Below are 21,094 nucleotides of genomic sequence, written 5' to 3' on the forward strand. Positions count from 1 at the left end.
ATTTAGTTTTTAGGTGGTGAGGTATATGTTTTTAGTGACTCATTGTTTCTAGAAACGAGTATAAGTTCTCTTTTGTCCGATAGTGTTATGGAAGTTATGTCCCTTACTTCGCCATTAATATTAAGGCCACTTTCTAGATTACTTGAGGGGTCAAAATTTCCATGTCCATCGCCTAATAATAATAGACCCATATTGGCGTCGTATCTACCATATTTAACCCGTGTACCAAAGAAATTGCCCCCTAGGAGCACATCTAAATGCCCATCTTGGTTGAAATCTTGTACTAAAATTCCAAAAACAGGGGAAAATTGGGAAAGCAAGGGTAAGGCAGATAGTTTAAACTGGTTGTTTCCTAAATTTTCCAAATAGGAGGTAGAGAATGTTTTGGCCTCCAAAACGGTGGCATTGGCCAATTCTTCAGCGTTGAAAATATCCGTTATCTTCTGGTCTGCATAATCAGCGTAGTTGATGTACCTACTTTTAAGACCGTTTAGTTGACCAAGAAGATCGTCTTTAGAGAATACAGGATAACTCTCTCCCATAATGTATGAACAGAGGATAGGATCTATAGATCCGTTATTATCGAAGTCGCTAACGAATAACTGAACAGGCTCTTCAACACTTGCTTTTATTTGTGAGTTGCTCCCAAAATTACCAAGGATATAATCCATATCTCCGTCGGCATCGAAATCTCCTTCTTCAATAGCATTCCACCATCCCTGGGAATCTGTTAATACGTCTACATAACTTAGTTTACCAGCCTTATTTTCAAAAGCACGGATGCCCATAAATTCACCGATTACGATTAGGTCATCCAGACCATCATTGTTAAAATCGGTCCAAATGGCATCGGTTACCATCCCTGGGTTTTTCAAAGCAGGACCTACACTTTCGGTGACATCGGAGAAATTTCCATTGCCGTCGTTGCTTAGGATATAGCTTCTGGTTGCTGTAGGGTATTCTCCAGGCACGGATCTGCCGCCTACAAAAAGATCCAAATCGCCATCCGAATCAAAATCACTCGCCTTTACACAAGAACTACTTGTTAGCATTTTAGGAAGTGCTTTTGTTGTTTTCCTAAAATTTCCGTTACCGGAATTAAGGTAGAGTCTATCCTGGAGTTCTGGCGAATCAACGGAATATTCATAGCCTCCACTTGCAATGTATAAATCTTGGTCACCATCGTTATCGGCGTCAAAAAAAACGGCATCCACATCTTCACTTTCCAAATCATCTTTGAACGCTTGCTGCGGTCTATGTAGAAAATCAGCGGTATTTTGTTGGTATAAACTTCCTATGGATCCTTTGGCACCCCCAATGAATACATCTTCCAAGCCATCCCCATTAATATCGCCTTTGGCAATTCTGGGGCCTTGGGTAGATAATTTGTGGGGCAGCAGTTGTTGTTTTTTGAAATCTACAAACTGGTTTTCGGTATGTTTGTAGTTGATAAGGCTGTCTTGTGTAGCATCTATAAAATATGTTTGCCCGGTAAGTTGCGTCTCTTGTTCCTTAAATTTTGCCTCGGCTTGTTTTAGCACCAAGGTTTGGTTAACGGCAACGTTTTGTAATACTTGCACCTTGTTATTGGGCCAAGTTACCTTAAGGGATTCTATTTGGGTAGATTCTCCTAGTCCAAAAACCAAGTTTTGGTCTACCGAGGATTGGTACCCCCTTGTAGGAACATGTTCTTGAGTGATTATCTGATCGTTGACCGTAATCTGTACTTTGGCTCCAATGCCAAATGTATTTTTGCCCGAACCTTTAAGACTAACTTTGAGATAATTGTTGGCATTATGTTTTTCGCTATTGTTCCTATACACAAAGGCTTCTGCTTCAATGTTGTTTACGACCAGATCGATATCCCCATCATTGTCCAAATCGCCATAAGCGGCTCCGTTGGATAGGGATTTTTGATTTAAGCCCCATGCTTGGTTTGCCTTATTGAAGGTTAAATCTCCCTTGTTATGGTAAACATAATTTTCTTCTACTGTAGAGGGTACTTCCTTTAGTAGTTCCATAATGGCCGTTTGCTGGCCGGTCTGGTCTTCTTTCATTTTTTCTTGAACAGCGTAGTTCATGAAATCCATATTGGTATAATCTTTTTTATATCCATTGGTAATGAATAGGTCTTTATGGCCGTCATTGTCTAGATCGGCAAATAACGAAGCCCAACTCCAGTCGGTATTGGAAATTCCTGAAAGTTGACCAATTTCTGAAAAGGATTGCCCATTGTTGTTTAATTGCAGCATGTTGCGCATGGTTTGGTTGTAAAAGCCCGAGTTGACCAATAATTGATATTTATCGTAGTTGTCGGGTCCGGAAACCATTTTTTGTCGGTAGTTCCCCTCGGGGAGCATATCCAAAGTAAAGATATCGGTAAAGCCGTCGTTGTTTATGTCCGCTATATCCGAACCCATGGAAAAGAGCGAAGTATGCCCAATATATTTTTCCAAACTTTCGGTAAACGTACCATCCTGATTGTTTATATAAAGGTAGTCTTGCTCATTATAGTCATTGGAAATATAGAGGTCTGGCCAATTGTCGTTGTTAAGATCCGATATGGCTATGCCAAGTCCAAAGCCCAATACGTTAGAAATAAGTCCGGATGCATCACTTACATTGGTAAACTTACCATTGTCGTTTCTATAAAGCTTATCGGAATAAGATGGGTTTTTACGGTTTTTAAGAGAGGCCGTTATTTGGCCAAAACCGGCATATTCTTGTGTAGAATGATTAAGTACGTAAAGATCTAGATCGCCATCCTTGTCATAATCAAAAAAAGCACCTTGGGTAGAGTATCCGGAATCGTCCACGCCGTATTCCGCTCCTTTTTCTGTAAAGGTTAGATCCCCATTGTTAATGAACAATAGGTTTTTTCTTTTTGCCGGGTTTTTGGCGGCGGAACGGCATATGTAAATATCTAGAAACCCGTCTCCATTAACATCGGCCATGGTAGTGCCGGTATTCCAGAGGCCTTCGGCAAATACGCCCGCGGATTTTGCAATCTCTTCAAACTCCCAATTACCTTTGTTAAGGTAGAGATGGCTGCCTACCATATTACCGGTAAAATAGATATCGGACCAGCCGTCGTTGTTTATATCACCTATTGCTACACCTCCACCATTGTATAGATATCCGTATTCCAAAACGTTGAATTCTTCGGTCTCCCTAAGCAAATTTTTAAATTTGATACTGGTTTTGCTAGCGGGCATAACCGAAAATAGCTTATCATCATTGATTCTTTGACAAGAAAAGATGATGGACAAAACAAGGAAAGGAAGAATTTTTTTGTGAAATGATTTCATAGTGCACGACTTTACAATTACATGTAAGTTTACACAGTTTTATTAAATATTACCATTGAAATTGAGAATAAAAAAAACGCCAATAGGATTTCATTGGCGTTTTTTACAACTCAAAACTAACTCAACCAACTTAGTTCTTTTTATCCCACCAAAGTTTTGTGGTTCCAAGGTCTGGACCGCCTAGTAGGGTGTTTACAGATTCTTCAACAGCACTTAGGTTGTCTGCATATTCACTGGAAACGTAAGTCATTCTTCTAGGAAGTTCGTCAACAGCTATATTTACGTTTACTGAATTTAATCTGTTGTACAGCGTAGGATAACCAGTTCTTCTTCTTTCAGCATAAGCTTCTTCACTATCTGGATATAATGCTATCCATTTTTGTGTAATGATTTGCTCTAACTGCTCTTCCATTGTTCCCGCTGCGTTATATGCTACAGGAACGGTAGATACCGGTGGATTGGAAGCATCTGCTGCTGCCGGTACATTGGTACTGGTTACATAGTCGTTACCCGAAAGGTCAGTTCCAGAAAATCCGTGTTCTTCATGAGAAGCCACAATTCCCTGATTGTAAAGATCTACAGCTGTTCCTCCCATGGCCCAACCTTCAAGTGCACCTTCTGCCCTTAGGAAAAAGACCTCGGCAGATCTAATAACTGCTACTGCAGGTCCGGGAGAATCTGGAGTAGTAAAAGGACCAGCCATATCGGATGTTAGGTTATTGAAATCCGTTCCTTGCTTATCGGAAGTAGATTGTCCGTTACGCATACCTTCATAGTTGAAGACCACCCCTGCAGGATCATCGGTAGGATCTGGAGTGCCCGCTTCAGCAAAATAGCTGGCTACCCTAGGATCTTGATATCCCTTAAGGATACTTTCCATATCTGCACTCATCCTAAATTCACCCCATTGGGTAATTGTAGTATAGTGATTTCTAAAACTTGAATTGGTAGATAACACTGCATTGTCGGCATTCCCTAACATAACTCCATCGGCAATTGCTTTTTCAGCTTCAGTTTGTGCTTTTCCAGGCTCAACATACTTAACACGGAGTGCCAAACGTAGTCGCAAACTACTTGCAAATTTTATCCAAGCGTCTACAGATCCACTATAAATAATATCGTCCCCTCCTAAAAAGGATGTACCTCCCGCATTGGCTTTTAAAACAGCTACGGCTTCGTCCAAAGAGGTAAAGAAGTCGTTGTAAATAGCTTCTTGGGAATCATAGGGAACAGTGCTTTCCAAGTTACCAAAATTGGAGTAAGGTATAGGCCCCCAATAATCTGTAACTCTATGATAAGCATATACACGCCATACTTTCATCATGGCATTTTCCAAATCGAACCCTAATTCAGCAGCGGTATCTTCCGCAATCTTGATATTTGGAGCGGCCTGAGTATAAAAATACCGGTAGGCCCCGTTTAACCAACTACCCTCTAGTCTAAACTGATCACTGAAAAAGAAGGCTGCCGTAGTGGCAAAATAATTGGCGTATACGTCCGAGAAAAGTGAATGCCCTAATTGGAACGAACCTCTAGCATCACCTCCCTGATTTGGGTTTTCAAAGGGAAGGTAATTTGGCGTATACAGCGCCCTTCTTACAAATAACGGATATTCCGATTGCGTTACCGCATCTTCCGTAAAGTTCTTCGGATCCGAGTTTAGCTCCGTAAAATCATCGGTACAGTTCACCATCAGAAAGGCAACCAGAATACCGAAACCTAATTTTGTTATTACTTTGTTTTTCATGTTTTTTCTTTTAAAGTTACAATTTTTTAGAATCCAAAGTTTAATGAAACACCAAAAGTACGTGTTGTAGGGGGTGCAAATGCTTCCCTACCTGCTGCGGAAACCTCTTGATTGTTGCCAGATGTGTCATTTCGACTAACCTGAACAGTGTTTAATGATTCAGGATCTACATTTTCCGCTTTATTAGTAATGAAGAACAAGTTTCTTCCTACAAGGGAAACACTGGCGGACTTTAAAAAGGTCTTTGCAAGTATACTTTGTGGAATGGAATAACCCAATACCAACTCTCTTAGCCTAATGTTAGAAGCATCTCTAATGAAAGCTTCTCCTACGGGAGTGTTTCTACCACCTAAGGTACCCCATAGTGCTTCGGCATTTGTACTTATATTGTTAGGTGAGCCATCTTCTAGGACAGCGGTTTCACCTGGAAAGACATCGGTTCCGAAAACAAAGCTTCCTTCTCTACCTTGAGCGGTATAATCCAAAACTCCATCGGCGGCCAAGATAGCTTCAGTAAAACTAATGATAGAACCTCCTTGGCGAATATCGATCAACGTACTTAAGTTAAAGTTTTTATATCTGAAGGAATTTCTGATGCCTCCCAACCAATCTGGATTGAAGTTGGCAACCAGCACATCGTCCTTACCAGGTGTGGTCAATGGCAATCCATCGGCACCTACTACAACTCTTCCTTGGTCATCTCGCTCAAAACCTTTGGAGAATACATCACCAAATTCACCGCCTTTAACCAATTTAAATTCGCGGATGAAATCAGAATTGATAACCAAATCATCGAAACCTTCAGCTATTTCCAAAACTTCACTGTTGTTCTTGGCGAAATTGATATCGATGTCCCAAGAGAAATCGGGCTTGTCTATGATCGTTGCTCCCAATACAACTTCAATACCAGAGTTTTGGATATCGGCTCCGTTTTGGAAACGGGCAGCAATACCAGAACCAGAAGGTGTTGGAGTCCTAAAGATTTGATCGAAACTGTTTGTTTTATACCAGGTAAAATCTATTCTCAATCTGTTTTGTAGAAAACGCATGTCAGCACCAATTTCTGTAGACCTCGTGGTTTCTGGCCTTAAGTCTGGGTTGGGCTGTAATGGGTTAATGGCCAAAGTTCCACTTCTAATATCTGCCCTTCTAGAAAGACTAAAGGAATTGGTATCATTACCCACTTCTGCCCAAGATCCTCTCAACTTTAAATAGTTGAAGAATTCTGGCATTTCTACTAAATCACTGATAACAGCGGTTAAACCAACAGATGGATAAAAATAGGAACGATTGTTTTCCGGTAGCGTTGAACTCCAATCATTTCTTCCCGTAACATTAAGGAAGAGTGCATTCTTATAGGAGAACTCAGCAAATGCGTAAACCGACTGTACTTCAAATTGATCAAAAAGCTCAGTAGCTGTAGGCTCGGATGTGTTGCTCAATGCAAAAAAGTTTTCGATTGTAAACGTAGAGCCTTGGCCCGTTAATTCACTAAACCTAAATGCCCTATGGTTTGCACCTGCATTTAAATCTATCTTGAAATCTTCTGTAATGTCCTTGTTGTAGTTGATAAGCATATCGGTGTTCCAGTCATAGGAATTACTTGCTCTTTTTCTATATTGACCATTGTTTGCCACTGTATACGTGTCATTATACCAAAGATTTTCTTCAGCTCGGCTAGTTCTGTCAATAGTAGACCTTCCCATAATGGACAAATCATCCGTAATCTGATATTTTAAAGATAACAATCCTAAAACACGCTCATCCAATCTTGGGTTTAGTACATTGTTAATGGTCCAATAAGGGTTACCACCACCATTAAAACCAGGTAGGAAATAGTGTTGTCTAAGTTTTCCTTCATCGTTGGTGAAACTAAAATGCTCTAAATCCGAAGTCCTTATGTTTCTAGGTAAAATATAGAGGTAACGTAGTGGGTTATCAAAACCTTCACCTGTAGCCAAGACATTGGAAAAATTATCTCTAATGTAGTTTACTCTAGAATCTACTGTTAATTTTTCGGTGATATTCGCATTAACACGTGCGGTAATACTATGGCGATCCAAATCGTTGCCTGGAATAATACCTCCAGCATCGGTATAGGTGTACCCCAAATAAACATTGGAATCCTCCTTATTAATGTTTACTGCAAGGTTAGTTGCAATATTATGACCTAAGCGGAAGAAATCCGTTACATTGTCCGATTGCGGAGAAAAAGCATAAGTTCCGCCGAAATCGGCAAAGTTAGTGTCATTGGACCAGTGAGCTACCGGACTGCCGTCTAAACGTGGCCCCCAAGAAGTAGTTGCTGCAGGAGCATAAATACCTGCCGATCCCTGACCAAATTGATCTTGAAATTCTAAAAGATGAATGGCATCTGCGAAAGTAGAGGTAAAACCAATGCTTGTAGAGACACCCTCTGCTGCACCTTTACCTGATTTTGTGGTAATGATAATCGCTCCATTCTGGGCTCTACTACCGTACAAGGCCGCAGCGTTTGCACCTTTTAACACGGAAATATTCTCAATATCGTCCGGGCTAATATTTGAGATGTCTCCGTTCAGCAATATACCGTCCACTACATATAGTGGTTGGCTACTACCATTGATTGAACGAGCACCCCTCAATAACACTCTGGATGGTGAACCAACACCATTTGATCCGGTAGTAATTGAAAGACCGGCAACCTTACCGCTTAATCCGTTAACTGCGTTAACAGATCTTGCTTGGGTTAACTCTTCCGTATCCACGCTCTGTGTGGCATAGGTCAGCGATTTCTTTTGTCTAGAAATACCAAGTGCCGTAACTACTACTTCATCTAGTTGACTGGCGTCTTCCTGTAAAGTAATGTTGATGGAATCAGAAGATCCGACTGTAGCGGTTTGGGTCTGTGTACCCAAATAGGAAAATACCAAAACATCCCCTGTTGAGGCCTGAATTGAATAATTTCCGTCGAAATCTGTTTGTGATCCGGTCGTTGTTCCTTGTATTACCACGTTAACTCCTGGCAGCGGTCCGCCGTCAGCAGCACTAGTAACAACTCCGGTAATCGTCCTACTCTGCCCCATAGCAACAGTGCTACCAAGAAGGGCAATAAGCATAATAAAACCATGTAATTTTTTGAACATTTTTCTCGAGTTTAGTTAATTAAATCGTTTGATGATTCAAATTTGTTAGCTTAGCTAGCTAATTTTAGGATTTGTTAAAATTTTGCAAATGTTTTTCGACCAACAACAGAGCCTAATAGCTGAATGACACATTTTTGGGCGAAACACTTTTTATGCACAAATTTTGGTTCCCAAAAGGTACTAAAAATATTAAGAACTACATCGTTGTAGGTTAAGGGTAATAAACATGGCAATATCAATGTTTATTTGGTGTTGCCGACATTTCAAACATTAAGGTGCCCCCGGCCATGATTTCTTCATGGGTAATATAAGTGCGTTGTAGTGCTTTACCGTTTAATGTTACCGCTGTAACATATTTGTTTTCGAAGGAGGTATTAGGTGCGTTTATGGTAAAAGTTTTATTGTCTGGCAGCTTTATAGTCGCTTTGGTAAATATGGGGCTGCCCAATTCATATTCTCCCGATGCAGGGTTCATTGGGTATAGACCTAGGGAACTAAATATGTACCATGCCGACATTTGGCCGCAATCCTCATTGCCGCTAAGACCATCGTATTGCGTACTATATTGGGTATTTAAAATTTCCCTGGCCCAATATTGTGCCCTCCAAGGAGTATCTGCCTTGTTGAACATGTAGACAATATGGTGGCTGGGCTCATTACCATGGGCATATTGTCCAATAAGGCCAGAAATATCTGGGGAAACATTATGCCCCTTAAGCTCCGAACTCTCGGTAAAAAGCTCCTCCAGCATTTTTGTAAAGGGTGCATTGCCTCCATGTAGGTCTATTAGTCCGGCGACGTCGTGCAGAACGTACCAACTATGCTGCCAGGCGTTGCCTTCGGTATAGTCCGTATCATCTATATGGTTGGCCGCTTTAGGATCAAATGGGAGGTGAAATTTTGTGCCATCCGCGGATTTTCCCCGTAAAAACCCTGAATTCTTGTCGAAGAAATTCTGGTAAGCTTTAGATCTAGCGCTGAAATAATTAAAATCTTCTTCCTTTTTTAAGTCTTTTGCCATTTGCGCTATACACCAGTCGTTATAGGCATACTCTAAGCTTATAGACACGGACTGGTCCATTTTATCATACGGTATATAACCAAACTCCTTGTAGAAATTAAGCCCTCTTTCGTCTCCCATAAGGGTTTTTTTCATGGCGTCATAGGCTTTGTCAATGTCATAATCGCGAATACCTTTTAAATAGGCTTCGGCAATAACGGAGATGGAATGGTAACCGGGCATAGTACCCGTTTCATTTCCGTGCAACACCCAAACTGGAAGAGCCCCATGTTCGTCGTAATAAACCAACATGGATTGTATCATTTGATTTATTAGCTCGGGGTTCATAATACTTAAAAGTGGTGTCTCTGCCCTAAAGATGTCCCATAATGATAGTGTAGAGTACGCTTTCCATCCGTCAGATTTGGCGATTTCATCATTTTGCAGACGAAATTGTCCATTGGTATCACTGAACAATACCGGAGCAAGTTGGGTATGATACAAAGCAGTATAAAAAATAGTTTTTAGGGAATCTACTGGTGTTTCTACCTGTATATTGGATAACAACTCGTTCCATGTACGCTCCGTTTCCTTCTTTACCGTCTCAAAAGTGAGGTCGCTGCCATAGGCTTTTAAGTTTTCTTGTGCGTTTGATACACTTACGGATGACAGTGCCACTTTTATCCCAATAGCATCAGAATTTAACGTATCAAAAAAGAACTGCCCAGATGCCTTAATACCATGGGAGGAAGATTTTTCGTTTGGCCCTAGATCGTTGCCCAAAGTAAATTTGGTAATGCTGTCCGAAACTTCAATGGCAAAGAATACCTTCTGGTTTTTTGCCCAGCCCTTACTAAACCGATGCCCGGTTATTAGTTTAGGGTTTTGCACTTCTATATAACTTTCTAAAGGAGCATCCCAATTAACGGCGTACCCTAGGTCCAAAATAAACGAAGGCGCGCTTTTTTCTTTAAAATCGTATTTATGGAAGGCCACATAATCATTGGCCGTTAATGAAACCGTTACTTTGGGGTCATCTAAGAAAACACTGTAAGATCCCGGTTTGGCACTTTCATTTTCATGGGAAAATTTAGAGGTATACGGCAAACTATCGCGTGTTTTGCCAAAGCGTGATAAATCTACCACTTTGTTGGTAGGCATTAGCAGAACGTCCGATAAATCGCCTATGCCAGTACCGCTTAAGTGCAATTGGCCAAAACCCGAAATTATGGAATCGGTAATATGGTAACCAGAGCACCAATCCCATCCTGCGGTTCCGTTGTCCGGACTTGGTTGAACCATTCCGAACGGAGCTGTTGCCCCGGGGAAAGTATGTCCATGACCTCCGGTACCTATGAAAGGGTCCACATAATCTATCAGCATTGTTTCGGTTAATTTTGGTGTTTCTTCCTTACAAGATTGGAGCAAAGTCAAAAAAAATAAAACGGTATAAAAGATATAATTTTTCATTTCTTTGATAAGATATTAGTATAATGCTTTAAATTAAAATAGATTTAGGACGTTAAATAGATATTTACAAGTTTTGCAATTAAAGATGTTATTTGTAATATTTTAGACAGATGACGAAGCATCTACGGCAAACGCCCGTGAAATTGTATAAAACAAACGGATTTGGGTAAAACAAACAATAAGATAGAGCAATTTTTGGCCAGCGGACCCGTGAAGAGGTATGTTGTAAACTATAGACATCATATCATTTTTTGGATCGTTTACTTCATATTCAACACGCTAAGATGGGGAAGCTATTTTGATGACTACGAGTATTCTCTAAAAACCAACATCCTTAGTTTTTCCATTCACATTTCTTTGGCGTATTTCAACATTTACTATTTAATGCCAAAGTTTGTTTACACCAAAAAATATCTTACCTATACGCTTTGTGTAATGGCCTGTCTTGTGGTGGCACTTGTATTGCGCTTTTACTTAACCTATTATTTGGTAAGTACGGACGTTTGGCCCGAAGGACCGGAGTTAATAGACGGAATTACCCTTAATTATGCCGTGCAGATGATGTTGGGAGAGCTTTATGTAATGTCTTTCGTAACTGCGATAAAAGTTACTATTGATTGGCTTAGAGAGAACAGTAAGCTTCACGATTTGGAGAAACGCCAACTTATTACAGAGCTAAAGTTTCTTAGGTCGCAGGTTTCCCCGCACTTTTTCTTCAATACCCTTAACAATATTTATTCGCTTACCTTGGAAAAATCCGATAAGGCCCCGGAAGTAGTATTAAAGTTATCCGAACTAATGCGATACTTGCTCTACGCTACCCGTAGGCCAAAACAAAATCTTACCAGCGAAATTCACTGTATCCAGAATTATATTGAATTGGAGAAAATTAGGTTCGATGATTCCTTGGAGGTAAATATGGATATTTCAGGGAATTTGGAAAACGGATCAATTGCCCCTATGCTCTTGATACCACTGGTAGAAAATTGTTTTAAACATGGAGCGAACAAAAATATCGGTGAAATGAAGATCGATGTTAACGTAATTGTAGACGATGGGATTATGGATTTTAAAATATCGAACACTATTCCAAAAAACCATTTGATGGTGAGGTCCGAAAAAGTTTCTGGGGGAATAGGCCTGTCTAACGTAAGAAAACGGTTAGAGCTTGGTTACTCCTCAGATGATTATGATCTTGCCATTTTTGAGGATGACGATAGATTTAATGTAAACCTTAAACTAAAAGTAGAATGACGTTGGATGTTATGATTGTTGATGACGAGCCCCTTGCAATAAATGTGGTGAAAAACTATGTAGAACAGATAAATGAACTACGGTTGGTCAAAACATTTTCCAATGCGGTACACGCCTCATCTTTTTTACAGGATAATAAGGTAGACATCATCTTTTTGGATATAAATATGCCCGTACTTGGCGGGCTCGAATTTTTGGAGAGCCTACCATCTAAGCCTTTCGTTGTAATTACTACCGCTCATGAAGAGCATGCGGTAAAGAGTTTTGAACTAGAGGCTATAGATTATCTGGTTAAACCTATCCCTTTTCCAAGGTTCCTAAGGTCCGTGAACAGGATATTAAATCTTAAAAAACTAGCCGCTAACGATGACGGCCATAGTAAGCAAGAGAAACCAAGTATTTTTGTTAAAGTTGATAAAAAGAAACTGCAAAAAATATATTTGGATGAAATTCTAGTAATCGAGAGTTTGAAGGACTATATCAGAATTAAAACATCATCGGCCAAGTATATTGTACATCAAACGCTTACAAGTTTTACCGAAGAACTACCAGAGGATAGGTTTCTTAGGATTCACCGCTCCTATACCATTGCCGTGGACAAAGTGCAGGTGGTAGAGGGCAACAGTATAGAAATAGATGGTGTTAGATATACTATTGGCAGAAATCACCTCAATGATGCCAAACAGCGCATTCTAAAAGACAACAAATAGTTTTTAGGCGAATTCAAAATTTCAGTGCTTTCCCATTTTTTCGAAGAATTTATAGTATACAAAAAACCCTTTCCCTATGGGTTTGTTTGTGGATAATCGATGCAGTTTCGCCTGCTTCAAAAAAATAAATTGTCCTTAAATGTGACTTTTTTAAAAAAGCTGTGTCTTAAGAAGTAAGAGGGCTTAGTAAGAATGAAAAGTCGCAAGATAATTTTGAAATCCCTTTTTACAAAATCAAAAAACGAACAACAATATTTTAAAACAATGCCATAAATGAAACAATCGCGGACAATGCTATCTAAACACTATCCTCTTCTTGTCCGCATCAACCAAAACGACAAAAACATAGCCTTTGTATTTTTTGGCAATACCTCTGAAAGATACTTGTAACTGTAATTGGTTTGGAGTTTTATAGTTGGAGAGAAATCTCAGTTTTTGATTGGATTGGTTGATTCAGGGCCCTGTTCCAAGGGCCCTTTTCTTTTTTAAAACAGCTAAAATTTATTGGATACCAAGAAAAGAGTAAAAATAGTTGGCAAAATAAGTGACTTATTTTCAATTAATGTGTCTTACTCTATGAAAAACCTATTTATAACAATTAGTGAATATTAAACCATGAAATCATGACTAGAAAAATGCTATTTTTTTGTGCCTTGGCAGCTGTAACCAGCGCTTCCGCACAAGATTTGCCTACTAACCCCGAGGCAGGTAAATGTTACGTGCGATGCACTACACCGGATGTCTACGTAAACGAAACTACTACGGTTACCATAAAACCAGCTTACAAGGTGCTTAAAACCATACCGGCAACGTTTAAGACCATAACGGAACGGGTTGTAGTAAAAGAAGAAGGGAAGAAATTAACCGTAGTGCCCGCAAAATGGGGTACGGAAACGGTTACCTATGTGTCCAAAGAAGGGGGCAATACCTTAAAAGTGATACCCGCCGCCTTTAGGCCAGATTCTGAAACCTTGGAAATTAAACCGGCATTTGCACAATGGGAACTAGGCGGAGCTGCACCGGATTGCGCCTCCGGCGATCCAGAAGATTGTAGGTATTGGTGCTACAAAGGCTATCCGGCCGAATATGCTACGGTTGACAAACAAACCATGGTAAAAGACGCCTCAACGTTAAAAACACCCTTGGGGTCTAAAAGTTCTAGCTACAAAAAGACGGTACTTTTATCACCTGCAAAAGTTTTAGAGGTGATAATACCAGCGGAATATAAGGAAATCAAAAAAACAGTTTTGGATAAAGATGCCTATACCGTAGAAGAAGTAATACCCGCGGTTACCAAAACAATAACAAAAGAAGTGCTAAAAGAAAAAGGCGGACTTACCACTTGGAAAGAGGTAGAATGTAAGTTGGTGGAGTACCAAGTATTACCTATCAACTGGAATTTAAACAGCGCTACTTTAACGGCAAAGGCCAAACAAATAATAGACTCTCGATTGATTCCTGTTTTGAGACAAAATGCAGGGGCAAAATTGGAAATAGCTTCACACACGGATGTGAGGGGAACCATTGCTTCCAACAAAGATCTGTCGGAGCGAAGGGCAAAGGCAGTAGCGGATTATTTAATTGGCCAGGGTGTAAACCCCAGTTTATTGGTGGCCAACGGATATGGTGAGTCTCGGGTCAAAAACAGATGTCAAGAAGGTGTTTCCTGTACAGAAAGGGAACATGCCGTTAACAGAAGAACCGAGTTCCGCCTAATCAACTAAAACATGGTAAAGACTTTTTCTAGTCCCACGCTAAGGAAAGTCTTTGCTTTTGATTGGGTAAAAAGTTGGGTGTATTCATTGTTCCGATGAACGCCCAACCTATTTTTTTAGAGGATAAATGCCTGATATTTAACAGTAAAGTGTTAAATTTGAAAGTATTATCCCACCTTTTTTTATTCGAGAACCCTAACTTGATTGTGAGTTAGGGCTTTTTATTTAGTTATCATCCCGATTGACATTTTTCCCCTGTACAGAATTAATTAGACGTAAAAAGTGACTTTTTAAGAAAAGCCGTGTCTCATTTAGTAAACAGTCGGTCCAATTCAAAGTTGGAAAAGGAAGGTGATTTCCGAACGTTAACGGATGAGGAACTTGTGCAAAAAATTGTGAAAAGTAGAGATTCCTTCTTGTTCGGAGAGCTGTATGATAGGTATGCCAAAGTGGTTTTCAATAAATGCAGTGATTTTGCCAGGTCTAGAAACGAAGCTGAAGATCTTACCCAAGATGTATTCTTAATGCTCTTTATAAAGTTGGCAAGCTTTAAGGGAAGATCAAAGTTTTCGAGCTGGTTATACTCTTTTACGTACAATTTTTGTGTCAATTACGTGAATCGAAATAAAGAACGAAAAATTAGTGATTATGCCGGATCCATAGATGATAACGATACTGCGCTTTTGGTAGAAGTGAAAGATGAAAATTTGTTCAAAATGAGGTCGGACAAACTCAGAAAGGCATTGAATAGAATAGAGCCAGAAGATAAAAGTTTGTTATTGTTAAAGTACCAGGACGATGTATCCATAAAAGAACTGACCAATCTGTTAGATCTGGGAGAGAGCGCAGTAAAAATGCGATTAAAGAGGGCCAAAACCCGGATTATACAAACTTATAACAACTTACCCTAGATGGCTGAACAGAAACAAAATCCTTTTAAAGAACTGGAACTGTCCTTATTGGATGTTCCTCCACATATGAAGAAAAGGGTAATGAACGATGTAGCTACCGCCAAACTTGTAATGGACATGGCCTCTTTGTTTACAAGCAACTATAGGCATGCACTGTCCGGAATGTTCAAAACCGACCCAAAAATATTCTAGAGCTAAATAACAATCAACTACTGTATTATGGAAACAATAACTGAATGGAAAACCCTTACCTTGGAGACACTTTCCTCCATGTTAAAAAATATGGCATCCGTATTGCCAAAAATAATCGGCGCCCTGGCCATATTGATTTTAGGTTGGATTATCACCAAGGTGGTTTTACTGGTTTTAAGAAGAATTCTAAGAGTAGCCCGGGTAGGTAAAATTTCGGAAAGAATAAATGCTACCGGATTATTTGGTGAGGGAAGCAAGGTAAAGATCAATATAGAAAAAATATTATTGGTCTTTGTGAAAGCCATCCTATTTTTGTTGTTTATTATAGTAGCTGCCGATGTGGTTGGGCTAAACGTAATATCTGAGGAGATTGCCAAATTGTTACGTTATGCGCCTGTATTTCTGAGTGCCATTTCTATATTTATGATAGGGATGTATGCGGCGGAGCTTGTTAAGAATACTTTGGCAAGTATTTTTGAAACTTTGGAATTCAATGGTGCCAAGCTTTTAAGCAATATTGTTTACTATATCCTAGGTATTTTTGTACTTATCACATCGTTGAACCAAGCGGGTGTGGATACTACCATAATAACTAATAATTTCACGCTAGTATTGGGAGCATTTCTTTTGGCTTTTGCACTAGCTTTTGGTCTAGGCTCCAAGGAAGTAATCGGCAATGTGTTGAAGACATTTTATGTACGTAAAAATTATGCGGTTGGAGACATAATCAAAGTACAAGATATTGAAGGGGCCATAGTTGCCATTGATAATATTTCATTGACGATAAAGACCAAAAAAGGAAAAATTGTTATCCCTATTAAGGAGATTGCAGATAACAGGGTAGAAATAAAATAATGGCAACATTAAATGTTGCCATTATTCCGGGGTTACTTTGCGTAGACGAGTGTATTTTTTAAGTAATTTTTTGTGTAGTAGTAGGGCAAAATTTGATACCAATTCTGGAGCGTTAGCCCCAAAATACGGCCAGTACTGCAAAAAATGTGGCGCATACGTTTGCGATAATAGCGATTATTAGCGCATTGGTCAATCCAAATGTACCGCTGATTCCTTCTTCTTCTAAAACTTTTTTCTGATCTAAATTTTCCATGTGTTCAAGGTGTTAACGAAAATTACATTTCCTTATGCTCTTCATTGGGGATTTAAGCAAGTAGCTGTTTTGGGTTTTTTAAATTTATAGGAAAATTCGACACGTTTTTGTTTTTAGGACGAAAGGGAAAATGTAGGTACGAATGGGAATTATCTTATTCAGATATCACGTATTTAGCAGATAAACCTTGGGGATTGGGTATTATCTTTGTTAAAAGCAAAAAGGTAAATTTTTCTTGAGAAGTGTAAGGGTATTAAACGTATAGGCCGTGAAGATTAGCGGACACCAACAGCCCTTAATTTAATAGTGAAGATGGAAGTGATTAAGCGAAGAATTTTATATCTTGTTGCTTGTTCTTAACAAGAGAAAAGCCCCAATCTCCGGAAATACAAATCAAAAAATTAATACTGCTATAGCATGTTAACTGCTAACTACAGACTGTCATGTATTGTGAGGGTATATGGGTTGGTATTAAGGTTAATTGGTTTATGAAAATAGCTAACCCGGTAAAGTTTTTTTTGGACTTCCTTTCCAAACCCTCTAGGATAGGCTACATTGCAAGTAACAGGATAGAGATATATCCTTTGCTCTACGCGGTTTGTTTTTTTTTGATATTTTTCTTAAAACCCTTCGGCTTGGATTCGTTCTGGACCAAGCAGGTCCTTATTATGACCGCGATCTACAGTACAATACCCCCCTTGTTGTACTTTATTTTTGCAAATCTCTATTTAAAGCTGATACAAAAATGGCTGCCACCAAATAAACTGACATTCTTCTTAGAAGCTTTGTATTATGAGGGGATATTACTATCCGCCACTCTTTTGGTTTATTGGGACACTTTGTTTATCTCATACGCTTTTATGCCTGCGCCCTTGGTGTTACCCGCCGACTTCGTACTGCGTTGTTTTTTTGCGAGTCATGCGATAGGGGTTGTGATATTCATGATTCTTAAGCTGATGGATGTTATAACCCATTACAGTATTGTTGTTGATAATGGGACATCACCAAAAGCCGAGAATTTTAAAGAAGAAAAAATTGTAATAAACGGAGAGTATAAAAACAATATTGTACTATCGTGTTATGCGATGGACATTCTATATTTTGAGGCAGATAGTAATAATGTAATTGTTTCATATGTCGATGAAGATGAAAAAATAAATCAAGTTTCAATACGGAGAACATTAAAAGATATGGAGAAGGAGTTTAGTTTGGAAGCGTACAATTATTTCAGATGTCATCGCTCCTTTATCATCAATCTTAAACGACTTAAGGAAATCCGTGGAAATACTAGAAGTTCGTTGGCAATTATAGATCAAAATATTGTAATACCAGTTTCCCGATCTAAACTCACTAGGCTTAAAAAGATTTTTCTTTCGGCCTAGATGCTCCAAGAAGTACAACAAGGAAAAAAGACAAAAAAAACAACACTTCACATAATTAAAAATGTCCGCCGCCAAGTTTATGACCAAAAATTGGTGCTAACATTTTGGAGTTCATCAGTTTTTCCGACTATAAATGGCAATGAGGCCATATTTTCCTTTAAGTAACATCTAAAACAGAGTTTATAGTCAATAAATGATCAATGGGAAGGTTTATTACCACTGTTTTAATAATGTTCTTACCTCTCAAAGTCAGTAGATTCGGGGATTGTAGGTAATTAAAACAATTAATCGCTGTCATATCTTCCCATTTATCCCCATATATTCCCAATCGCATAATTGGCTTTTTTGTAGCGAATTTTTGAGATAACATTGTATTATGGTTACTCGTGATGTGGGTAATTTGTAATTCTATTGGTTTAGTTTGATTCGGTCCTGTTAAACCGTATTCGCAAAAAAAATTTCTCTCTTAAGAGATTCATTTAGGATTAACAGGACCTCTTTTAGATCACATAATTCAATCTTAATTTAAACAATGAGGCTTATGTATATTAAGACCCTCATATATGAAGGTATGAAGAGCTTTATTGAAGTGCTCAATAAACGGTCATATGTCGACTTCATCTATGGAAGACCGAAAAGGTCCGCGGCATTATGCTTTGCTATAGTCTTCTTTTCGCTTTACTTCCTGGATCCCCTTAATCTGGAGGTGTTTCCACTTTCTTGGAAAATAGGAATATCCTTCGTGTACGCAACCATACCTGTTAGTTTGTACCTTTTGATCTTTGCACTTTTACAGGGATATTTGTCCAGTTTCAAAAGAAGGTGGACCTACAAAGTAGAAGCCCTCTTCTTTGTGGGCGTGTTGCTTCTTGCCAGTGGTTTGGCCTATTTGTATACATACTTAATGTGCAATAGCTTTGGTCATTTTGAACTTACACAAAGTGTGCTAAAGACAAGTCTTTATTATTCTTTTGTGTTGGGTGCGCTTATTTACGTAGTTCTAAAACTTTTAGATAATTTGGCACATATCAGAGATCAAATAAGTAACAATAGCGAAAGGATAAATACCAAGTTAGAGAAGAAAGTCGTGGTAAGTGGTAATAATATTAACGAGGAAATCATTGCCCTAAAAGTATCCTCCATACTGTTTTTCGAGTCCGATGGAAATCACATCCAGGCCTATTTTAAGGATAACAACGATATTCGGACCAAAACAATTAAAAAGACCCTAAAAGAAATTGAGACCGAATTTGTGGACTATAAGGAATTCTTCAGATGTCACAAAGGGTTCATAATTAATAAGGACAATATTAATGAGATTAGGGGTAACTCCCGTGTAGCCTATGCCGTACTTAGTGCTGGGTACAAGATTCCCATTTCTAGAACTAAGTTCCTCGACCTCAAGAAGAACTTTTTGGCACAGGAAAGTGTCAAACAATAAGTAACTTTTTTTACTTCCCTTAATTTAATCGGCAACATTTTTACACATGGTTATCTAACCCAGATGGCCTAAAGTTTTCTTGTGTTACCCTTACCATTATCGCTTCACTTCATTTAAAATCAAATCAGTTTTGGTAAAGATATATTTGTCTTGCACTCCTTGCGCCAACGCCGAGATGTACTGCGTACAAATGTTTTCAAAATACCCGATATACATAGCTTGGGAGGATTGGTCGACCATCTCGGCAAGATTAAAAATATAGGTTAGTAATAACAGATGGTTTTATGTGCTGCGCGATTGGTTTTCAAACTTTTAAGCCCTTTCATAAAAAAACACCGGTTTGTGTATTTTCAATCTAATGGCCGTATTCATATGTATCTGGGGTGAAATCTTTTAAATTGATAATCTGTGCATTGATTTACCGTTGCCAGCAAAAGATAGGAACATCGTCATTTGTTTAATACCTGGTAGGTAGTAACCTAAACATTCTCAACATACGGTATCAATAATTGCTAGAGTTTGGGGAATCGGTAAGACCAACAGTACTCATTCACCTTTTTCTTCGTCGAACATGTCAATTGTAGGCCAATACTTAAAGTTCTGAATACCAATACGTAAGTACTTACTTACAAAAAAATCATCCTAATTAAAAACCCAGAAGCTAATCGGTTAAGAATATCGATGAAATGCAAATAACATTCCCATTCATCATTGCATCTTCCAATACAGCCTTATCTGTTTAAAAATAGGCTGTTCCAACATAATTTTGTCCTCAAGATTTATTGATAAAAAGATAAGCTGTTCCAAATTAATAAGTTCAACAGTACTTATGCTTGGGTTTGGACCCTGTCAGGATTGTAGGATCATTCTGATTTTTTAATCTAAAACGGGGTCCTTTTCAAAGTCGATTAAATCCGCTCATTTGGAGACCTACAATTAATGAGAAGTAATAATAACCATAACTATAGATTAAATAATTACTAAATACCAGAAGTACATGAAAAGAATAACTACGCTAATAATTTTTACACTACTTATAAATTATGCTAACGCCCAAGTGGGTGTAGGCACAGTTTTGCCGGACGATTCTGCGCAAATGGATGTAGTATCAACAAATAAAGGTGTATTAATTCCGAGGATTGCATTACAGAGTTCAACGGACAATACCACCATTAGCAATGGAAATGTAACAAGTCTGCTAGTTTTTAACACTAGTAATATGGGCGACATTACGGAAGGATACTATTATTGGGACGGTGCCAAATGGCAACGTTTCACCAATCCGGATGATGTGACGGCGATCTCTGCAGGTACGGACACCAATACCACTAATGTCAGTTTGACGGAGGACGGTACCAACCTTGTGCTTACCGACAGTGACGGCAATACGGTGACCCTGGCATTGGCCGATCTTGCGGGCACAGCGGCGGACACCAATACCACCAACGTTACCTTGACCGAGGACGGCACGGATTTGATCCTTACCGACAGCGACGGCAATACGGTGACCCTGGCATTGGCCGATCTTGCGGGCACTGCGGCGGACACCAATACCACCAACGTTACCTTGACCGAGGACGGCACGGATTTGATCCTGACCGACAGCGACGGCAATACGGTGACCCTGGCATTGGCCGATCTTGCGGGCACTGCGGCGGACACCAATACCACCAACGTTACCTTGACCGAGGACGGCACGGATTTGATCCTTACCGACAGCGACGGCAATAC

Annotated in this window: 14 protein-coding genes and 1 pseudogene; 9 read left to right on the forward strand and 6 right to left on the reverse strand. The window is 39.2% G+C overall.

Annotated features, from left to right (window positions below):
* Positions 1 to 2: 2 nt before the first annotated feature.
* The 4 genes from ACEQ81_RS05410 to ACEQ81_RS05425 all read right to left on the reverse strand — a co-directional run bounded on the left by ACEQ81_RS05410 (position 3) and on the right by ACEQ81_RS05425 (position 10,650).
* On the reverse strand, positions 3 to 3,308 hold the full coding sequence (locus ACEQ81_RS05410; RefSeq protein ID WP_411029827.1) for a VCBS repeat-containing protein: 3,306 nt from the start codon (positions 3,306 to 3,308) through the stop codon (positions 3 to 5).
* 130 nt (positions 3,309 to 3,438) lie between these two features.
* Positions 3,439 to 5,055, reverse strand: coding sequence for a SusD/RagB family nutrient-binding outer membrane lipoprotein (locus ACEQ81_RS05415; RefSeq protein ID WP_411029828.1), 1,617 nt, complete (start codon positions 5,053 to 5,055; stop codon positions 3,439 to 3,441).
* Between the two features lie 26 nt (positions 5,056 to 5,081).
* Complete coding sequence (locus ACEQ81_RS05420) at positions 5,082 to 8,180, reverse strand: SusC/RagA family TonB-linked outer membrane protein (protein ID WP_411029829.1); 3,099 nt, start codon at positions 8,178 to 8,180, stop codon at positions 5,082 to 5,084.
* Between the two features lie 235 nt (positions 8,181 to 8,415).
* Positions 8,416 to 10,650 carry a GH92 family glycosyl hydrolase gene (locus ACEQ81_RS05425; protein WP_411029830.1) on the reverse strand — a complete coding sequence of 745 codons (2,235 nt, stop codon included), beginning with the start codon at positions 10,648 to 10,650 and terminating at the stop codon, positions 8,416 to 8,418.
* Between the two features lie 162 nt (positions 10,651 to 10,812).
* On the opposite strand from ACEQ81_RS05425, the gene ACEQ81_RS05430 reads away from it, so the two are divergent.
* From ACEQ81_RS05430 to ACEQ81_RS05455, 6 genes are all read left to right on the forward strand, one after another.
* Positions 10,813 to 11,904 carry a sensor histidine kinase gene (locus ACEQ81_RS05430; protein WP_411029831.1) on the forward strand — a complete coding sequence of 364 codons (1,092 nt, stop codon included), beginning with the start codon at positions 10,813 to 10,815 and terminating at the stop codon, positions 11,902 to 11,904.
* Positions 11,901 to 12,614, forward strand: coding sequence for a LytR/AlgR family response regulator transcription factor (locus ACEQ81_RS05435; protein ID WP_411029832.1), 714 nt, complete (start codon positions 11,901 to 11,903; stop codon positions 12,612 to 12,614). Before ACEQ81_RS05430 ends, ACEQ81_RS05435 begins: the two co-directional genes overlap by 4 nt.
* 623 nt (positions 12,615 to 13,237) lie before the next feature.
* Positions 13,238 to 14,338 (forward strand): OmpA family protein, encoded by a 1,101-nt coding sequence (locus tag ACEQ81_RS05440; RefSeq protein WP_411029833.1) that lies wholly within the window; start codon positions 13,238 to 13,240, stop codon positions 14,336 to 14,338.
* A gap of 293 nt (positions 14,339 to 14,631) precedes the next feature.
* Positions 14,632 to 15,240, forward strand: a complete 609-nt coding sequence (locus ACEQ81_RS05445; protein ID WP_411029834.1) for an RNA polymerase sigma factor — start codon at positions 14,632 to 14,634, stop codon at positions 15,238 to 15,240.
* A complete protein-coding gene (locus tag ACEQ81_RS05450; protein WP_411029835.1) occupies positions 15,241 to 15,432 on the forward strand; it encodes a hypothetical protein in 192 nt (63 codons plus the stop codon).
* Positions 15,433 to 15,459: 27 nt separating this feature from the next.
* The gene (locus ACEQ81_RS05455; protein WP_411029836.1) at positions 15,460 to 16,287 is read left to right on the forward strand and encodes a mechanosensitive ion channel family protein; all 828 of its coding nucleotides are present in this window, start codon (positions 15,460 to 15,462) and stop codon (positions 16,285 to 16,287) included.
* A 112-nt stretch (positions 16,288 to 16,399) separates the two neighbouring features.
* Here the strand turns inward: ACEQ81_RS05455 and ACEQ81_RS05460 are convergent, their stop codons facing one another.
* On the reverse strand, positions 16,400 to 16,540 hold the full coding sequence (locus ACEQ81_RS05460) for a hypothetical protein (protein WP_411029837.1): 141 nt from the start codon (positions 16,538 to 16,540) through the stop codon (positions 16,400 to 16,402).
* A 488-nt stretch (positions 16,541 to 17,028) separates the two neighbouring features.
* Here ACEQ81_RS05460 and ACEQ81_RS05465 point away from each other — a divergent pair, with 488 nt between their 5' ends.
* The gene (locus tag ACEQ81_RS05465; protein ID WP_411029838.1) at positions 17,029 to 17,922 is read left to right on the forward strand and encodes a LytR/AlgR family response regulator transcription factor; all 894 of its coding nucleotides are present in this window, start codon (positions 17,029 to 17,031) and stop codon (positions 17,920 to 17,922) included.
* 157 nt (positions 17,923 to 18,079) lie between these two features.
* Here ACEQ81_RS05465 and ACEQ81_RS05470 read toward each other — a convergent pair whose 3' ends face one another.
* On the reverse strand, positions 18,080 to 18,256 hold the full coding sequence (locus ACEQ81_RS05470; RefSeq protein ID WP_411029839.1) for a hypothetical protein: 177 nt from the start codon (positions 18,254 to 18,256) through the stop codon (positions 18,080 to 18,082).
* 207 nt (positions 18,257 to 18,463) lie between these two features.
* Between ACEQ81_RS05470 and ACEQ81_RS05475 the strand changes: the two genes are divergently transcribed.
* Complete coding sequence (locus ACEQ81_RS05475) at positions 18,464 to 19,363, forward strand: LytR/AlgR family response regulator transcription factor (protein WP_411029840.1); 900 nt, start codon at positions 18,464 to 18,466, stop codon at positions 19,361 to 19,363.
* A gap of 997 nt (positions 19,364 to 20,360) precedes the next feature.
* Positions 20,361 to 21,094 (forward strand): annotated as a pseudogene (locus ACEQ81_RS05480) (hypothetical protein); the annotation flags it as partial.

The organism is Spongiimicrobium sp. 3-5 (genome assembly GCF_046557915.1).
In the GTDB taxonomy this organism is placed as follows: Bacteria; Bacteroidota; Bacteroidia; order Flavobacteriales; family Flavobacteriaceae; genus JBHEBG01.